Raw genomic sequence first — 17,162 nt, forward strand, 5'->3', positions numbered from 1 at the left:
AGGGGTGGGACGCGATGCTACGGATCGAGGTCGTCCCCGGACCGCTCCTGGAAGACCCGCATGGCCTTGGCGGTCACCGGCCCCGGCGCGTCCCCCAGGTCGCGGGCGTCGACCCGGCGCACGGCCTGGACGTCCCGCAGGGTGGAGGTGAGGAAGACCTCCTCGGCCCGCTCCAGCACGTCCAGCGGCAGGTCGGTCTCCTTCGCCCCGGTCCACTCGACCGTGAGCGCGCGCGTGATGCCGGCGAGACAGCCGGAGGCGAGCGGCGGGGTGTGGATCTCGCCGTCGAGGACGACGAAGACGTTGGAGCCGGTGCCCTCGCACAGCTGCCCGACCGTGTTGGCGAACAGCGCCTCGGAGGCGCCCTGTTGGTGGGCCCGGGAGAGGGCGACGACGTTCTCGGCGTAGGAGGTGGTCTTCAGGCCGGTGAGCGCGCCCCGTTCGTTGCGGGTCCACGGCACGGTGATGACGGCGGTGGAGTCGGGGCGGCGGGAGGTCTCGCCGAGGGCGACCACGAGGGTGGGGCCGTGGTCGCCGCGGTCGGAGCCGAGGGGGCCGTGACCGCCGGTGTAGGTGATCCGCAGCCGGCCGAGCGGCATCGGGTTGGCCGCGAGGACGGCCGCGCAGGCGCGGCGGACCTCGTCGTGGTCGGGGTCGGGCAGCCCCAGGCCGCGGGCCGAGCGGGTCAGCCGGTCCAGGTGGCGGGTGAGCGCGAACGGCTTCCCGTCGGCCGCCTTCACCGTCTCGAAGATGCCGTCGCCCACGGTCAGCCCGTGGTCGAAGACGGAGACGCGGGCGGTCTCGGTGTCCTGCAGCCCGCCGTCGAGCCAGATCTTCACGTGTGCAGTCCCTCTCCGATGGCCTCGTAGGATCCCGACGCTACCGCGAGCAGCCGGGCCGCCTTCAGCTCGGTCTCCCGCCACTCCCCCTCGGGGTCGGAGTCCCAGGTGATGCCGGCGCCGGCGCCGAAGCGCAGCAGCGCGGCGCCGTCGGCGGTCCGGTCGATCCAGAAGGTGCGGATGCCGACGGCCAGCTCGCCCGTCCCCCGGTCGGCGTCGACCCAGCCGATGCCGCCGCAGTAGGGGCCGCGGGGGGCGGTCTCCAGGGCGTCGATGATCCGCAGGGCGCTGGACTTGGGGGCTCCGGTGATGGAGCCGGCCGGGAAGGTGGCGTCGAGCAGCTCCGGCCAGCCGGCGCCGGGGAGCAGTTCGCCGCGGACGGTGGAGACGAGGTGGACCAGGCCGGGGTGCTTCTCGACGGCGCAGAGGTCGGGGACGGTGACGCTTCCGGTGGCGCAGACGCGCCCGATGTCGTTGCGGACCAGGTCCACGATCATCACGTTCTCGGCGAAGTCCTTCGCCAGCAGTTCCCCCTCGGTGGGGGCGGTGCCCTTGATGGGGCCGGACTCCACGGTCCGGCCGTCGCGGCGCAGGAACAGCTCGGGGGAGGCGGTGGCTATCTCCACGCCGTGCTCCGGCAGCCGTATCGTCCCCGCGTACGGCGCCGGGTTGCCGCGGGCCAGAACGGCGGTGAGGGCGTCCACGTCGGCGTCGGGCGCGACCGGCGCGGACAGCACCCGGCAGAGGTTCGCCTGGTAGACCTCGCCGGACGCGATGTGCTCGTGGATGCGCCGCACGCCGGCCGTGTACGCGGCGCGGTCGAGGGACGACGTCCAGTCACCCACCGCCGGGCCCCGCCACCGGCCCGGCACCGGGCCGGGCACCGGCTCCTCCCGTACGTCCCGGAAGCGGGCGCAGGTCAGCCGACCCTCGTAGTCGGCGGCGACGGCCCAGAAACCGGTGGAGTCCAGGGCGGCGGGGTCGTCGGTGACGTCGAGGAGGCCGGTGGCGGCGCGGTCGCCGAAGCGGGCGAGAGGAGGCAGGTCGGGCACGCAGTCGAGTCTATGGCGGGTGTCCGCCGGGCGACCCGGGCGTGTCCTTCCGGGTGCCCGCCCGGGTCCTCCCGGGGACGCAGCGCAGCACGCTGCACAAACGCGTTTTTGTACTGGCCCCGGAATCCGCTAGAGTTCAACACGTCGCCGGGACGCGGAAGCGGACCGAAACGACAGGCGGACGTAGCTCAGTTGGTAGAGCGCAACCTTGCCAAGGTTGAGGTCGCGAGTTCGAGCCTCGTCGTCCGCTCGAAGGAAGCAGGGGACTCCCGGTTCCCCGCACTCCTGGTGGAGTGGCCGAGAGGCGAGGCAACGGCCTGCAAAGCCGTCTACACGGGTTCAAATCCCGTCTCCACCTCCAAGGACGATTAGCTCAGCGGGAGAGCGCTTCCCTGACACGGAAGAGGTCACTGGTTCAATCCCAGTATCGTCCACTGGACCTGCAGGTCCGCCGGATCCCCGGATCCTCCGCGCGATTAGCTCAGCGGGAGAGCGCTTCCCTGACACGGAAGAGGTCACTGGTTCAATCCCAGTATCGCGCACGCAGTGCCCGTGATCTTCGGATCGCGGTCCCGAGGACGATTAGCTCAGCGGGAGAGCGCTTCCCTGACACGGAAGAGGTCACTGGTTCAATCCCAGTATCGTCCACACACCGAAGCCCCCGGCCGTCGCGTACGGCCGGGGGCTTCGTCGTGGTGCCGGCGGGCTGTCCGCGGGGTCAGCCGGAGAACGACGGCATCCGCCGGGTCAGCTGGAGAACAGCATGTGGCCGAAGCTCTTGTGGCGGTGGTGGCCGTAGTGACCGTGACCGCCGCCGTGGTGGCCGCCGTGCGGGGCTCCCCAGGCCGGGGCGGAGGGGTATGCCTGCGGGGCGGGCGGGGCCGGCGGCGCGGGCTGGGTCCACTGGGACTCCAGGCGGGTCAGCGACTCGAGCTCACCGTAGTCGAGAAAGATGCCGCGGCAGCCGCTGCACTGCTCGATCTGAACGCCGTTGCGGTTGTACGTGTGCATCGGCGCATGGCACTTCGGACACTGCATGGTCGGCTCAACTCCTCGCCGGTCGGTCCTGCTTCGGGGTGTCGCCAGGACAGACTCTGTCCGGCTGCGGTCGGTTGCACCCTACTTCGGCACGGCCTGGGTCAACTCCGCCGGGATGCCCCTCATTCGGTCGCAGGCGTCCACCACGGCCCGCTCGACCTCGTCCAGCGGGCGGCCCGCCGCGGCCGCCCGGGCGACGGCCAGGGCGGCGGTCTGCACGGTGAGCGCACGGGCGGGCACGTCGAGGGCGGGCCAGGGGTCGCCGTCCGCGGGCACGGCCGGGCCGCCGGCCGTCCGGTAGGCGGTCAGGAAGCGGGTCCACTCGTCGGGCGGCAGCAGCCCGCAGGCGAACCAGGCCGCCGGGCGGGCCAGGTCCCAGGCCGGTACGCCGGTGCCCAGGTCGTCGACGTCGATGAGCAGCCAGGGGCCGCCGGGCGCGGGGTGGCGCACGAGCTGACCGAGGTGCAGGTCGCCGTGGCACAGGACGGCGGAGTCCGGCATCGGCGCCTCGCCGCGGGCCCAGGCGGGCAGGGTGTCCCAGGCCCGCAGCACGGGAGCCGCGGCGGGATGCGCGGGCGCCACGGCGAGGAGACGGTCCCGCGCGCGGGCGGCCTTGAGGGGGCCGCGCATGGGCGGCGGCCCGGCGGCGGGACGGACGCCCGGGACCCCGGCGCGCGTCGCGGGCACGGTGACGGAGCGGGCGTCAGGCTCACCCTCCCGGGTCACGGGCGAGGGGACGGAACGGATCTCCGAAGTCTCGGCGTTCCTCGGGGGCGGGGCGACGGGACGGGCGTCCGGCGCGCCCCGGCCGCGCGCCGGCGGCACGGTGGCCGGGGCGGCGAGGGGGCTGCGGTGGAGGCGGGCCAGGAGGGTGGCGGCGGCTTCCCAGGGGGCGGCGTCCGGGGCGTCGGGGTCGACGGGGGCGCCGTAGGGCCAGAAGGTGACGAGACGGCCGTGCAGGTCGGCGGGGGCCGGGCACAGCGGGGGCAGCAGGATCCCGGGCAGCCGGGCCGCCACGGCCAGGCGGGCGGTCAGTTCGGCGCGGTCGGCGTCCGGGGCGTGGGCCTTGGCGACGGTGTCCGCGTGGCGGACGACGGTGCCGTCCGGGCGGTCGGCCAGGGTGCCGGCCGCCTCGCAGGCGCAGTCGCCCGCGCGCGCGTGGGCGGCGTCCCTCGCGCGTCCGGTCAGGGCGGGCGGCAGGTCTGCGGTCACGGGACCCCCGGGTGTGCGGCACTGGGGGCGATCGTACGGGGACGGGCCCGGCGGAGGGGCGAGAGGTCAGGGGAAAGGCAATGCCGGCGCAGCTCTTCAGCTGCGCCGGCATCTGTGCCGTCCGTCGCACCCCCGTCCCCACGGGGTTTCATGGGTGGATGTCCCCGCCCGGACCGCTCTTCCGGGCCTGGGGTCGCCGCTCAGCGCCCCAGCATCCCGCCCACGGACGACGCCTGTGTGGCCACCGTCTCCCACCCGTCGAAGACGAGCAGGAGCAGGACCGCCAGGGGAAGGGCCATCAGCGTCGCCACCAGGGGGTGGCGAGGGCCCTGACGGCGCGTGCGGAACGCGGTGTACACCCGGCGTCCCTCCGTGCGGAGCAGTGCCCGCGGTGCCGTGTGGGCCATGGTCCCTCTCCCGACCGTGCTCGGTTGTCCTTCGGCGGCGGCGGGTGCTGACCTCGGGGGACGAGTGCTGCACCCGCCGCTCGACCTCAAATCTAGGCGCGCGGCGGGCGCCGGGCGTCATGCCTTCGTATCGATTGCCGGGCCTCCCGGAGGATGAGCCGGGACCCCGGGACTACTCCCCTGGGTGGAGACGCGCCCCCGGATCTCCGGGTCTTCCCCGAAGGGGTGCCCGATGCGCGCCGGCTCCTCCGGTCCGTCCGGCCGCGGCCGTGCGTGACTTCGCTCACTTCCCCGGCATTCCGGTGTACCTCGGACTCCCCGCGGCGGGGCCTTCCGCCCGCCGTGGCCGCGCCCCCGCGCACCGGGTCCGCGGCGCCCCGGCTCTGAGCCGTGGCGTGGCCGACGGCATGATCAACCACCTGTGTGCGGGCGGCGGTTGAGTTCCGACACTTCCTCAGGACCGGCCACCCGCCCTCTTCCTGACCGCAGTTCAGCCGCACCGTCCGGCCGTCACAATCGATCGGGTCGAGAGGGCGCGGCCTCTGCGCGCGGACGCCCCCGGAAACGTAAGCTGTGGCTCGTCACAGGGACCGGGCAGCGGGGATGAACATGGCGATGATGCGCCTGAGGCGCGAGGACCCGCGTGTCGTCGGCTCGTTCAGGCTTCACCGACGGCTGGGCGCGGGCGGGATGGGCGTGGTCTACCTGGGCTCCGACCGCAAGGGCCAGCGCGTCGCCCTCAAGGTCATCCGGCCGGATCTGGCGGAGGACCAGGAGTTCCGGTCGCGGTTCGCCCGCGAGGTCTCCGCGGCCCGGCGGATCCGGGGCGGGTGCACGGCGCGGCTCGTCGCGGCGGACCTGGACGCGGACCGGCCGTGGTTCGCCACCCAGTACGTGCCCGGCCCCTCGCTGCACGACAAGGTCGCCGGCGAGGGCGCGCTCGGCGCGGCGGAGGTGGCCCGCATCGGGTCCGCCCTGTCCGAGGGCCTGGTGGCCGTGCACGAGGCCGGGGTCGTGCACCGGGACCTGAAGCCGTCCAACATCCTGCTGTCCCCCAAGGGCCCGCGGATCATCGACTTCGGCATCGCCTGGGCCACCGGCGCCTCGACGCTCACCCACGTCGGCACCGCGGTCGGCTCCCCCGGCTTCCTCGCCCCGGAGCAGGTGCGCGGCGCCGCCGTCACCCCGGCCACCGACGTGTTCTCCCTGGGGGCGACCCTGGCCTACGCGTCGACGGGCGACTCCCCCTTCGGGCACGGCAGCTCCGAGGTCATGCTCTACCGGGTGGTGCACGAGGAGCCGCACCTGTACGGCGTGCCGGACGCGCTGGCCCCGCTCGTCCGGGCCTGTCTGGCGAAAGACCCCGAGGAACGGCCGAGCACGCTGCAACTGTCGCTGCGGCTGAAGGAGATCGCCGCCCGGGAGGCGCAGGACCTGAACGACCTGCGGCCGCCCGCGCCGCGCTCCGCCGAGGCGGACCGCCCGACGGGGCGGCTCGTCGACACCTATCCGGACCAGCAGCGCGGCAGCCCTTCCGCCCGGCAGCGGACCGGCCACCCGGAGCAGCAGCGGGGTCAGCGGCGTCCGCAGGGCTCTTCCGGCACTCCCGCTCCGCGCGGCTCCGTCCCGTCCTCCCGGGCCGGCACCCCGTCGCGCGCGGGCGGCGCGTCGCGGCGCGGGGGCGCCGCACGCGGGAGTTCCACGGCCTCCCGTACGGGCGGAACGCGGTCGACGCCGCCGCCCCGGGGCGGCTCCCGCTCGGGCAGCCGTCCCGTGCGCGGCGGCACCGGGCGGCCTGGGCCGCGGAACACGTCGACGGGGCGGCGGCCCGCCAACCCGCGGCTGCTGCGCCAGCGGCTGTTCGTGTTCGTGGTGGTGACGCTGCTGGTCGCACTCGGCATCGCGCTGGCGCAGGGCTGCCAGGGGCCGGCGCGCGGCCTCGGCGACGACGGCGGCGGGGACCGGTTGCGGCTGGAGCAGGTACGGCAGGAGCCGGAGCGGCAGGAGCCAGAACGGCGGGGAGCGTGGGACGCCCGGCCGGTACCGGACGCGCGGTCGGCGCCCGCCGCCGGCGAGTAGCCCGGAGCGACGCTGCCTCCCCTCGCTCGCGAGGAGTTTGGGGAGTCCGGCGCGTTCCGGCCCGCGCCGTAGCCGCCGGGCCGACCGCGCCGGTCTCCGGTGCGGAGGCGGCCGGTCGCCCCCGCGTGGAAGGCGACGGCGGCCACGGCGCCCGCGTGGAGCCTGTCGACGTGGGGTCGCTGCGGGAGCGCCGGAACGCGTGCCGAGGACGTCGAGGCGGCGTCAGCCCCTCGTCGCGGCGGACGGCACCGGCGTCAGCAGGCCTCGCGCCTGGACGGCGGGGAGGGACAGCGTGCGATAGCCCACGCTCTCGAAGAGAACCGTGATCCTGTTCCCCTCTTCGCTCATCACCTCGCCCTCGCCCCACGTGCTGTGCCCCACCCGCGTCCCGGGCGGGAAGGCGCCCTCGGCCGCCGCGGGTTCCAGCGGGTCGGGGCCCGTCCCGGACAAGATGTCTCCTGTCCGGACGGGGGCCTCCTTCAACTCTTGTCTGCGGGTGCACGTGTCGCAGCCCGCGCAGTCGCCTTCTGCCAGACTCTCACCGAAGTACCCGAGCATGTGGCGTCGGCGACAGCCGTTCGTCTCCGCGTAGGCCCGCATCATCTCCACGCGGGAACGCTCCAGATCGACACGGGCGGAAGCAATCCGCATCGCCTCGCGGACGCACACGTCCCGCCGCGCCCCGGGAACGGCCCGAACGCCGCCGCGCTTCTGCGTCGTCACGGCTCCGGCCTCCTCCAGCAGATGCAGCATCGACGTCAGCGACGTCTGGGACAGCCCGGTGCGCTCGCGCAGAGCGGTCGCCGTGACCGGTCCCCGGTGCTCGCGCACCGCGTCGATCAGCCCGCCCAGCGCCTCCGGGTCGGGGTGGGCGCCCGCCCGGAACCGCTGCACGCCGAGGTCCTCGGGCCGGTACGCGAGGATCGCCCGCGACGGTTCCCCGTCGCGGCCCGCCCGGCCGATCTCCTGGTAGTAGGTGTCGAGGGACCCCGGCACCGATGCGTGCAGCACGAAGCGGATGTTCGGCTTGTCGATGCCCATCCCGAACGCGGAGGTGGCGACGACCACGTCGAGTTCGCCGTCCCGGAAGCGGTCGTGCGTCCGGGAGCGCTCAGCCGCCGTCAGCCCCGCATGGTAGGCGGCGCTGTCGAATCCGAGCGCCGACAGTTCCTGCGCGTACTCCTCGGTCTCCCGCCGCGTTCCCGCGTAGACGATGCCCGGTTTGGCCTCGGCCGCGGCCCGTTCCACCACCCACCGGCGCTTCTCCGCGTTCTCCCGGTGCCGTACGACCTCCAGCGTGATGTTGCGGCGGTCGAACCCCGCGACCACCTCGTACACCTCGTGCATGCCGAGCCGCTCCACGATGTCCGCCCGCACGGGGGCCGCCGCGCTGGCGGTGAGGGCGAGGAGCGGAGGCCGGCCGATGCGTTCGCGCACATGGCACAGGGACAGGTAGTCGGGCCGGAAGTCGTATCCCCACGAGGACACGCAGTGCGCCTCGTCGACCACCATCAGCGCGGGAGCGGCCGCGGCGATCTGATCCACCACCTCGTCCTTCGCGAGCTGCTCGGGCGAGACGAACAGAAAGTCCAGACTGCCTGCGCGTACGCGCTCCCACACGGCTTCGTTGTCCCGTGCGCGCTGCGCGGAGTTGACGGCCGAGGCGTCGGATCCCTCGATACGGGCGAGGTGGGCGACCTGGTCCCGCTGGAGCGCTATCAGGGGGGAGACCACGACGGTCGGCCCCTCCAGCAGCACCCCCGGCACCTGGTACACGGCGGACTTCCCCGCACCCGTCGGCATCACCACGACGGTGTCGCGTCCCTCCATCACCGCCGTCATGGCGGCGACCTGGGACGGGCGCAGTCTCTCCCAGCCGAACACCTCACGGGCGCAGCGGTGCAGGCGTCTGCTGAGTGACCTGGTCTTGAAGCATCCGACCTTGACCCGCATGACACTCCTGACGCCGCTCTCCGGTGGGGTTCGGCGCTCGTGTACCCCCAACGGGACGAAAAACGGTCCTGTGGCGCGGAGTTGTCGTTGCGTGGGCCGTCGAGACGGTCGGACTCATGACCCCGTCCCCGTCCTCCGGGGTCAGTCGGACGTCGGCCGGGTGGCGTAGAAGGCGACAGCGGAGGCGGCGGCCACGTTCAGGGAGTCGACACCGGCGTCCATCGGGATGCGCACATGCTCGTCGGCGGCCCGTAGCGCGCCGGCCGACAGCCCTTCCCCCTCCGTGCCCAGCATCAGGGCCAGCTTCTCGTAACGGCGGTCGGCGAGCTCGTCGAGAGGGATGGAACTCCCCGAGAGGCAGAGGGCAGCGAGCACGAAGCCGTGCTGCCGGACGGCATCGGCGTCACGCGGCCATGACTCGAACCTGGCGTACGGGACGGCGAAGACAGCCCCCATGGACACCTTGACGGCCCGCCTGTAGAGGGGGTCGGCACAGCGCGGGGTGAGGAATACGGCGTCCACTCCGAGGGCCGCCGCATTGCGGAAGGCCGCACCCAGGTTGGCGTGGTCGACGATGTCCTCGAAGATCGCAATACGACGTTGACCGGCACGCTCTCGCAGACCCGAGGGCGGAACCGCGCCGATGCCGGTGTGGTCGTCGGCCGGCTCCGCCACCGCGGCGCGGCGCGCGCTCTGCAGCAGTTCGCCCGCCGTCGGCAGCGGCTTGCGCCGCATGGAGGCGAGCGCGCCGCGGTGCACGTGGTAGCCGGTGACCCGCTCGGCGAGCTCCGGACTGACCGCGTAGACCGGGGCCGGGAGCTCGTCGATGACGTCCCGCATGACGTCGACCCACTTGGCCGACAGCAGCATCGAGCGCATCTCGTAGCCGGCGTCCTTGGCCCGGCGGATGACCTTCTCGCCCTCGGCGATGAACAGGCCCTCGGCCGGTTCGCGCCTGCGGCGCAGCTCGACGTCGGTCAGGCCCGTGTAGTCGCGCAGGCGCGGGTCGTCGGGGTCGTCGAGGGTGATGAGATCGGCCACGGAGTGATACTGCCTTGTCGTGGGTGCGGTGCCAAACGGCTCGGTGCGGGTGGCGTTACCCGAAGTCACGCGGTGGTCCGGGCACCGACCGCGACGACCTCTCCGACGACGATGACGGCCGGCGGCCTCACGTCCTCGGCGCGCACGGTCTCGGCGACCGTGGCGAGGGTGGCGTCGACCCGGCGCTGGGCGGCGGTCGTGCCCTCCTGGACCAGGGCGACCGGGGTCTCGGGGGACCTGCCGTGCGCGACGAGCGTCTCGGCGATCCGGCCTATCTTGTCGACGCCCATGAGGATCACCAGCGTGCCGGTGAGCCTGGCCAGGCTCGGCCAGTCGACCAGCGAACGCTCGTCGTCCGGGGCCACATGGCCGCTGACCACCGTGAACTCGTGGGCGACCCCGCGGTGGGTGACGGGGATGCCCGCCGCGCCGGGGACCGAGATGGAGCTGGAGATGCCGGGGACCACCGTGCACGGGATGCCGGCCTCGGCCAGCGCCTGCAGTTCCTCCATGCCCCGCCCGAAGACGTAGGGGTCGCCGCCCTTGAGGCGTACCACCGACTTGCCCTGCCGGGCGTGCTCGATCAGGGCGGCGTTGATGGCCTCCTGGGCCATGTAGCGGCCGTAGGGGATCTTCGCCGCGTCGATCACCTCGACGTGCGGCGGGAGCTCGGCGAGCAGGTCGCGCGGGCCGAGGCGGTCGGCGATGACGACGTCGGCCTCGGCGAGCAGGCGGCGGCCGCGCACGGTGATCAGGTCCGGGTCGCCGGGTCCGCCGCCGACCAGGGCGACGCCCGGGGTGCGGGTGCGGAAGTGCGGGGCGACCAGGGTGCCGTCGCGCAGGCCCTCGACGACCGCGTCGCGGACGGCCGCGGTGTGGCGGGGGTCGCGCCCCTTGGCCTCGGTGGTGAGCACGGCCACCGTGACGCCCTCGCTGTGCCCGGTGGCCGGGGTCCAGGCGGTCGCCGCGTCGGCGTCGTCGGCGCGGACGCACCAGACGCGCCGGCGCTCCGCCTCGGCGGAGGCACGGGCGTTGGCCTCGCCGTCGTCGCTGGCGACCAGGGCGTACCAGGCGTCCGCGAGGTCGCCGTCCTCGTAGCGGCGCCGCGTCCAGGTGATCTCGCCCGCGTCCGCCATCGCCTCGACGGAGGGGGTCGCCGCCGGGGAGACGAGCACGACGTCCGCGCCCGCGGCGACGAGTGCGGGGAGGCGGCGCTGGGCGACCTGGCCGCCGCCGACGACGACCACGCGGCGGCCGGTCAGACGGAGACCTACGGGGTAGGCGGGGTGTTCGGCCATGTGCGGTGCGGCTCCTCGTCCGGGCGGTACGCATGGGCGCTACGGCGCTGGAGCAGCCCTGACATGCGGATTTTAGAGGCGGTTTCAGCGTACGGCCGCGCCGGGGGCACGCGGGAGCGCGTGCCCGCCGGGCGCGGCCGCCGGCTCACTTCTCGGTGACGCCGGCCGAGTCGAACGTCGCGACCTCGTGCATGGCCCGCGCGGTGCTCTGCACCAGCGGCAGTGCCAGCAGCGCCCCCGTGCCCTCGCCCAGCCGGAGGTCGAGGTCGACCAGCGGGCGCAGGCCCAGCTTGTTGAGGGCGGCGACATGGCCCGGCTCGGCGCTGCGGTGACCCGCGATGCAGGCCGCCAGGACCTCGGGCGCGATGGCGCGGGCGACCAGCGCGGCGGCGCCGGCACTGACACCGTCCAGGATCACCGGGGTGCGCAGGGAGGCGCCGCCGAGCAGCAGCCCCACCATGGCCGCGTGCTCGAATCCGCCGAGCGCGGCGAGGACGCCGAGGGGGTCCGCCGGATCCGGCTGGTGCAGTTCGAGCGCCCGGCGGACGACCTCGGTCTTGCGGGCGAGCGTCTCGTCGTTGATACCGGTGCCCCGGCCCGTGACCTCGGCGGGGTCCGCGCCGGTGAAGACCGAGATCAGGGCCGCGGACGCCGTGGTGTTCGCGATGCCCATCTCGCCGGTGAGCAGCGCCTTGTTGCCCGCGGCGACCAGGTCGCGGGCGGTCTCGATGCCGACCTCGATGGCCCTCTTGGCCTCCTCGCGGGTCATCGCGGGGCCGGCGGTCATGTCGGAGGTGCCCGCGCGGACCTTGCGGGGCAGCAGGCCCGGGGTGGCCGGAAGGTCGGTGGCGACGCCCACGTCGACGACGCAGACCTCGGCGCCCACCTGGCCGGCGAACGCGTTGCAGACCGCTCCCCCGCCGAGGAAGTTGGCCACCATCTGCGCGGTGACCTCCTGCGGCCAGGGGGTGACGCCCTGGGCGTGCACGCCGTGGTCGCCGGCGAAGATCGCGACGGCCGCGGGCTCCGGGATCGGCGGCGGGCACTGGCGGGACAGGCCGCACAGCTGCGCGGAGATGATCTCCAGCATGCCGAGCGCGCCCGCGGGCTTGGTCATCCGCTTCTGCCGCTCCCACGCCTCGCCGAGCGCCTTGGCGTCCAGCGGGCGGATCTGAGCGACGGTCTCGGCGAGCAGGTCGTGCGGGTCCTCGCCGGGCAGCGCGCGACGGCCGTACGTCTCCTCGTGCACGACCCACGACAGCGGGCGGCGCTTGGACCAGCCGGCCTGCATCAGCTCGGGCTCGTCCGGGAACTCGTCGACGTATCCGACGCACAGGTAGGCGATGACCTCCAGGTGCTCGGGCAGGCCGAGGGCGCGGACCATCTCGCGCTCGTCGAAGAAGCTGACCCAGCCGACGCCGAGGCCCTCGGCGCGCGCGGCGAGCCAGAGGTTCTCGACCGCGAGGGCGGCGGAGTACGGCGCCATCTGCGGCTGGGTGTGGCGGCCGAGGGTGTGCCGGCCGCCGCGGGTCGGGTCGGCGGTGACGACGATGTTCACCGGGGTGTCGAGGATGGCCTCGATCTTCAGTTCCTTGAACTGCTTCGCGCGGCCCTTCGGCAGCGACTTCGCGTACGCCTCACGCTGGCGCATGGCCAGTTCGTGCATGGCGCGCCGGGTGTCGGCGGAGCGGATGACGACGAAGTCCCAGGGCTGCGAGTGGCCCACGGAGGGCGCCGTGTGGGCCGCCTCCAGGACGCGGAGCAGCACCTCGTGCGGGATGGGGTCGTCGCGGAAGCCGTTGCGGATGTCGCGGCGCTCGCGCATCACCTTGAGCACGGCCTCGCGCTCGGCGTCGTCGTAGCCGGGCGCGGCGGGACCGGTCGACTGTCGTTCCTCTGCCACTGCGGCCGTGCTCTCTTCCTGGTCGGCGACCTGTGTGTCCAGGTCGTCCGCGTGCTGCACGACCTCGATCTGGGGTTCCCCGCCGGGCGCGGCGGGGAGGGTGTCGGCCCCGCGGGGAGCGGGGAGGGTGACGACGGGTTCCGCGGGGCCCGCGGGAGGCTCCGCCGCCTGCCCGGCGGGCTGCTCGGCCGGGGCGGCGAGCGGGTGCGGCGGCGCCGGGGCCAGGTGCGGGGTGGTGGGCACCGAGCCCTCCACCGGCACGAACCGGCCCAGCGGCTCGCCCGGCTGCGCCTGGAGCGGCACGCCGGCCGGGAGGGGCCCGCTCCGGCCGGGGTCCTCGGCGTGGGCCGGCTCTTCCGGCGACTGGGCGGCGGGGGCCGCCGCGGGGACGCCGTCTTCGGCCGCGACCGTGGGGCCGGCCGGTCCGGCGGCGCCGGGCTCGGCGATTCCGGGCTCGGTGGTGTCCGGCTCGGCCGACCGGGCCGGTGGCGCGGCCTGGAGGCCCGGATCCACGGGGGCCGCGGCTACGGCCTGCTGGGCGTCGGTGAGGGCGTCCTGGTCCTGCGCGCCGGGGACGGCCGAATCGGCGGCCATGCCCTCGCCCGCCTCGGCGGGCGGTGCGGACTGCGGCAGCCCGGCCGCCTGCGCGGTCTCGGAGGACGGCGTGTGGTCGGCCGCCTTGGCGGCGTCACGGGCGATCGCGGCCTCCAGGGCGGACTGCTGCGAGAAGTGCGGGAGGTGGGGGTCCTGGTCCGGCAGCGCGGCCGGGTCCTCCCCCGCTGAGGCGGCGTCCGCGGGGTGGGCACCGGGAACGGCGGTGACCGCTTCCACGCCCTGCGGTCGCTCCGCCGGCAGGGCCTGCGCGGGCTGCGGCTCGTGGGTGCCGGGTCCCGCCTCGGCCGACTGCCGGAGGGCCTCCGGGTCGAGAGGCGCGGGGTCGCCTTCGGCGGGAATCGCGGTTCCCTCGGCGGGCGTCCGCGCCGGGTCGGCGTCCGCGGCTGCCGGCACGGTCGTGTCAGCGGGCGCGTCCGGGGTCTGGTCGGGGGTCTGCGCGGCGCCGGAGTCGGCTGCGGCCCCGGCTGCCTGCGGGTCCTGGGTGTCCTGAGCGCCCCCGGCGGCGTCCTGGCCCACCTCGGCGGCGGACGCGGCCTCGTGGTCCTGCGGGATCTGCGCGGCGTGGACGGCCTCAGGCGCCCGGCCGCCCTCGGCGGCGCCCGGGTCCAGGGGCTGCTCCGGTCCGGCGGCGGTCGGGTCCGGGACCAGGACCTGCTCGGCGGGGGCAGCGGCCATGGACGCGTCCGGCGTCTGACCGGAGTCGGCCGGGAGCGCGTCCGAGAACGGGCCCTCCTCGGCGGCGGCCGGGGTCTCCGCCGCGTCCGCGCCGTCGACGTCGGCGTTCGCGGCGACCGGTGCCGCGCCGGTCTCCGACATTCCCTCGGGTACGGACCCGTCCGGAGTCCGGGCCTCCGCGGGGGCCTGCCCGGTCTCCGCGCCCGGGGCGACCGTGTCCGGGGCCGGTACGGCGTGCCCGGCGTGCGCGCCGCCCGGCGTCACGTCGGCGTCGGCGCCGGGCACGGTGTGGCCGGCTTCCGGCTCCCGGCCCGACGGGGAGGCGGGGGCGTCCGCCGGAGCGGGACCCCCCTCGAACCCCTGACCGGAGCCGCCGACCTGAGCACCGTCCGCACCGTCCGCACCCGGCACCGTCGCGGCGGCGTCCGCACCGGGCGTCACCGGCTCAGCGGCGTCGGCGTCCGGAAGCACCTGAGCACCACCGTCCGCGACCGGCACGGCCTGCGCATCGCCGCCCACCCCGGGCTCCGTCTGCGCGTCGCCGACCGCTCCGGGAACCGCCGCTCCCCCGGCCACACCGGGCATCGTGGGCGCACCGTCCACGCCGGGCATCGCCGACGTGGCGACGTCGGTCCCCGGCACCGCCTGCACGCCGTCCGCGCCGGAGACCGGGTACGCACCGTCGCCGCCCCGCATCGTGCGCGCACCACCGTCCGCCGCCGGTGTCACCGGCGCGCCGTTCTCGGGGTCGTAAGCGGTGGGGGCCGTGGCCACCGGGGCGGGGCCGGTGGCGAACGTCTGGGTCGCGAGGCGGGCCAGGGTGGCCTGGGCCGCTCCGCCCGCTGGCGCGTCCCCCTCCGGAATAACCGTTTCCGCAGCCGGGACCTGCGCGCCGACCGGTGCCGGGGCGACCCCCGCGGTGGGGACGTGCGCGCTCCGGGGCGCGACGCCCTGCGGGGCGGTCTCGCGCGGCTGCTGGGCATCGGGGTACTCCGGGCCGACCGGCGCCGGGCCGGGCCGGACCGGCGCGCCCGCCGGGCCACGGTCGGCCAGGGACCGGACCGGGCTGGCGGAGGCGTCCGGGATCGGCGGGCCGAGGTGCAGCGGACGGCGCGGGGCCTGCGCGGCGGGCGGCGTGTACGCCGGGTTCGGGTGCAGGACGCCGCCGAGGTCGAGGGAGCCGCTGTCACGGCCGGACAGCTCGTGCGGACCCGGCTCGTGGACGGCCTCGAACACCGGCTCCGGGGCGGGCGGCGGCACCTCGTTGCCCCACGCGCCGTGCGAGCCGGGCAGCAGCAGGTCTTCGTCCTCGGCCGGGGTCTCGGAGAGGTAGGCGTACGACGCACCGTGCGTGGGGACGCCCGGCTGCTCCACCATGCCTGCGCTCTCCGGCAGTCCCTCGGCCGGGACCTGGCCGGTGTCGGTCATGCGTACCCCTCGCCCATCGGTTGAGTGCTTCTGCGACCAGCTCACCGGGAACGGCGCACCGACCGCCCCACAGTGAAGAACGAGCGTGCGTGCCCAGCGGCACGAACGACCCGCCCGTAAAAGACGACAAAGCCATTGAGAGGCATTGTCGCGGGCGTGCCGCCGCCACGACAGCTTGATCCGTGACGGTCCGCTGTGGACTGCGCCACGTTGCGCGTCCTCCGGTTCTGCCGTACCACACTCACCTCAAAACGGGCGGGGTTTCCGGACATTGGCGAACGAATTTCCGGACCACCCCATGCGGTACAACGATCGGCCAGCCTACCCCGCGCGGTACGACAAGCCGATCACGGGGCGCGGTCGGGAAGCACCCCGCTGAGCAGGAAGGCAACGCTCCGTTCCTTCTCCGTCCAGGCCCGCGTGTCGAGTTCGACGGACTGCAGGAGGGCGCACTCGACGTCGTACCCGTGCTCCGTGAGGTCGCGGCCGACGAGTTCGGCCTCGTCCCGGGTCGCGGCGTGCGTGACGATGCGCTGCGGGCGCCGGTCGGCGACCGCGGAGACGACGGCCGCGCCGCCGCCGCCGATCCGGACGACGTCGGGTTCGGGCAGGATCTCCAGAATGTGCGGGGCGGTCCCGTGCACCACTTGGAGGTGGACGCCGAAGCGGCGGGCGGCCGACTCGGTGCGGGCGCAGGACTCCGGGTCGCGGTCGACGGCGATGACCGCCGCGCCGCCGCGCGCGGCCTCGGTGGCGAACGCGCCACCGCCGCAGCCGATGTCCCAGACGAGGTCCCCGACGCGCGGTCCGAGGCGGGCCAGTTGGGCGGCCCGGAGCAGATCCGTTTCTCCCTCGCCGAACACGCCGCCGTAGACCTCGGCGGGCTGGGTCCAGCCGCGCGGTCCGGCGGCGGGGTCGCGCCCGGCGATCCAGCCGCCGTCGCCGCCGGCGGCCGGGCCGCCGATGGCGATGACGACGTTCGGGTCCCGCCAGACGTGGTCGGCGGCCTTGTCGGAGGTGACGACGGTGACCCGCTCCCGTTCGGTGCCGAGTTCCTCGCAGATGACGAAGGTGCGGTGGACCCCGTCGAGGAGCAGGCCCAGTTCGGCGGGGCCGGCGCCGGGGGCGGTCAGGACGGCGACCTTGCTGTGGGCGCGGCACACGTTCACCGCGCGTCGCAGGGTGCGCTTGTGTGCGACGACCACTTGGGCGTCGTCCCAGGGCATCCCGGCGCGGGCGAAGGCGGCGGCCACCGAGGAGACGGCGGGGACGACCTCGACCTCGAGGCCGAACTCCGGGGCGCGCAGGCTCCGTACGACGCCGAAGAAGCCGGGGTCGCCGTCCGCGAGCACCACGGCGGTGCCGCGGTGGGCGGCGATGCGGCGGGCGGCGAGGTCGAGGCTGCCGAGGCGGATGCGCTCGGCGGTGCCGGGCACCTCGGGCAGTGCCAGGTGGTGGGCGGCGCCGGCCACGAGGGTGGCGGCGCCGAGCGCGCCGCGTGCCGCCTCGGTCAGCGGCGAGCCGTCCCAGCCGATCACCGTGACCCGGTCGGCCATCGTCGTCAGTCTCCCAGGGGGTTTGCGCAGGTCGTCAGGGGCCGCCCGTACGGGCCCCGTGAGCGT

At 75.1% G+C, this 17,162-nt stretch carries 11 protein-coding genes and 5 tRNA genes; 6 read left to right on the top strand and 10 right to left on the bottom strand.

Annotated elements, in window-relative coordinates; all coding sequences use genetic code 11:
• Nucleotides 1–17: 17 nt before the first annotated feature.
• Together ACIPM1_RS13745 and ACIPM1_RS13750 are read right to left on the bottom strand one after the other, a co-directional pair.
• Nucleotides 18–839 carry an aminotransferase class IV gene (locus ACIPM1_RS13745; RefSeq protein WP_402433331.1) on the bottom strand — a complete coding sequence of 274 codons (822 nt, stop codon included), beginning with the start codon at nt 837–839 and terminating at the stop codon, nt 18–20.
• Entirely contained in the window at nt 836–1,891 is a 1,056-nt protein-coding gene (locus tag ACIPM1_RS13750) for a chorismate-binding protein (RefSeq protein ID WP_402433334.1), read from the bottom strand. The genes ACIPM1_RS13745 and ACIPM1_RS13750 overlap by 4 nt, the downstream gene beginning before the upstream one ends.
• Nucleotides 1,892–2,068: 177 nt before the next feature.
• Between ACIPM1_RS13750 and ACIPM1_RS13755 the strand changes: the two genes are divergently transcribed.
• The 5 genes from ACIPM1_RS13755 to ACIPM1_RS13775 all read left to right on the top strand — a co-directional run bounded on the left by ACIPM1_RS13755 (nt 2,069) and on the right by ACIPM1_RS13775 (nt 2,539).
• Nucleotides 2,069–2,141: transfer RNA gene (locus ACIPM1_RS13755), tRNA-Gly, on the top strand.
• 37 nt (nt 2,142–2,178) lie between these two features.
• A tRNA-Cys gene (locus ACIPM1_RS13760) sits at nt 2,179–2,252 on the top strand.
• A gap of 1 nt (nt 2,253) precedes the next feature.
• Nucleotides 2,254–2,325, top strand: a tRNA-Val gene (locus ACIPM1_RS13765).
• Nucleotides 2,326–2,361: 36 nt separating this feature from the next.
• Nucleotides 2,362–2,433 (top strand) — tRNA-Val (locus ACIPM1_RS13770).
• Between the two features lie 34 nt (nt 2,434–2,467).
• Nucleotides 2,468–2,539: transfer RNA gene (locus ACIPM1_RS13775), tRNA-Val, on the top strand.
• 99 nt (nt 2,540–2,638) lie between these two features.
• Here the strand turns inward: ACIPM1_RS13775 and ACIPM1_RS13780 are convergent.
• The 3 genes from ACIPM1_RS13780 to ACIPM1_RS13790 all read right to left on the bottom strand — a co-directional run bounded on the left by ACIPM1_RS13780 (nt 2,639) and on the right by ACIPM1_RS13790 (nt 4,548).
• The gene (locus tag ACIPM1_RS13780; protein WP_402433337.1) at nt 2,639–2,929 is read right to left on the bottom strand and encodes a zf-TFIIB domain-containing protein; all 291 of its coding nucleotides are present in this window, start codon (nt 2,927–2,929) and stop codon (nt 2,639–2,641) included.
• 81 nt (nt 2,930–3,010) lie between these two features.
• Nucleotides 3,011–4,141 carry a phosphotransferase gene (locus ACIPM1_RS13785; RefSeq protein ID WP_402433340.1) on the bottom strand — a complete coding sequence of 377 codons (1,131 nt, stop codon included), beginning with the start codon at nt 4,139–4,141 and terminating at the stop codon, nt 3,011–3,013.
• Nucleotides 4,142–4,341: 200 nt separating this feature from the next.
• On the bottom strand, nt 4,342–4,548 hold the full coding sequence (locus tag ACIPM1_RS13790; RefSeq protein ID WP_402433343.1) for a hypothetical protein: 207 nt from the start codon (nt 4,546–4,548) through the stop codon (nt 4,342–4,344).
• Nucleotides 4,549–5,151: 603 nt separating this feature from the next.
• Between ACIPM1_RS13790 and ACIPM1_RS13795 the strand changes: the two genes are divergently transcribed.
• Nucleotides 5,152–6,627: a protein kinase gene (locus ACIPM1_RS13795; RefSeq protein WP_402433346.1), complete on the top strand. Its 1,476-nt coding sequence runs from the start codon at nt 5,152–5,154 to the stop codon at nt 6,625–6,627.
• Between the two features lie 222 nt (nt 6,628–6,849).
• On the opposite strand, the gene ACIPM1_RS13800 is transcribed toward ACIPM1_RS13795, so the two are convergent.
• The 5 genes from ACIPM1_RS13800 to cbiE all read right to left on the bottom strand — a co-directional run bounded on the left by ACIPM1_RS13800 (nt 6,850) and on the right by cbiE (nt 17,096).
• Nucleotides 6,850–8,580 carry a RecQ family ATP-dependent DNA helicase gene (locus ACIPM1_RS13800; protein WP_402433349.1) on the bottom strand — a complete coding sequence of 577 codons (1,731 nt, stop codon included), beginning with the start codon at nt 8,578–8,580 and terminating at the stop codon, nt 6,850–6,852.
• 141 nt (nt 8,581–8,721) lie between these two features.
• Nucleotides 8,722–9,621: a TrmH family RNA methyltransferase gene (locus ACIPM1_RS13805; RefSeq protein ID WP_402433352.1), complete on the bottom strand. Its 900-nt coding sequence runs from the start codon at nt 9,619–9,621 to the stop codon at nt 8,722–8,724.
• Between the two features lie 65 nt (nt 9,622–9,686).
• Nucleotides 9,687–10,919 carry a uroporphyrinogen-III C-methyltransferase gene (gene cobA, locus ACIPM1_RS13810; protein WP_402433355.1) on the bottom strand — a complete coding sequence of 411 codons (1,233 nt, stop codon included), beginning with the start codon at nt 10,917–10,919 and terminating at the stop codon, nt 9,687–9,689.
• A gap of 145 nt (nt 10,920–11,064) precedes the next feature.
• Nucleotides 11,065–15,540: a nicotinate-nucleotide--dimethylbenzimidazole phosphoribosyltransferase gene (gene cobT, locus ACIPM1_RS13815; protein WP_402433358.1), complete on the bottom strand. Its 4,476-nt coding sequence runs from the start codon at nt 15,538–15,540 to the stop codon at nt 11,065–11,067.
• A 347-nt stretch (nt 15,541–15,887) separates the two neighbouring features.
• Nucleotides 15,888–17,096 (bottom strand): precorrin-6y C5,15-methyltransferase (decarboxylating) subunit CbiE, encoded by a 1,209-nt coding sequence (cbiE, locus tag ACIPM1_RS13820; RefSeq protein ID WP_402433361.1) that lies wholly within the window; start codon nt 17,094–17,096, stop codon nt 15,888–15,890.
• Nucleotides 17,097–17,162: the final 66 nt, after the last annotated feature.

Origin of the sequence: Streptomyces sp. NPDC086766, assembly GCF_044746005.1 — a bacterium.
Taxonomy (GTDB): domain Bacteria; phylum Actinomycetota; class Actinomycetes; order Streptomycetales; family Streptomycetaceae; genus Streptomyces.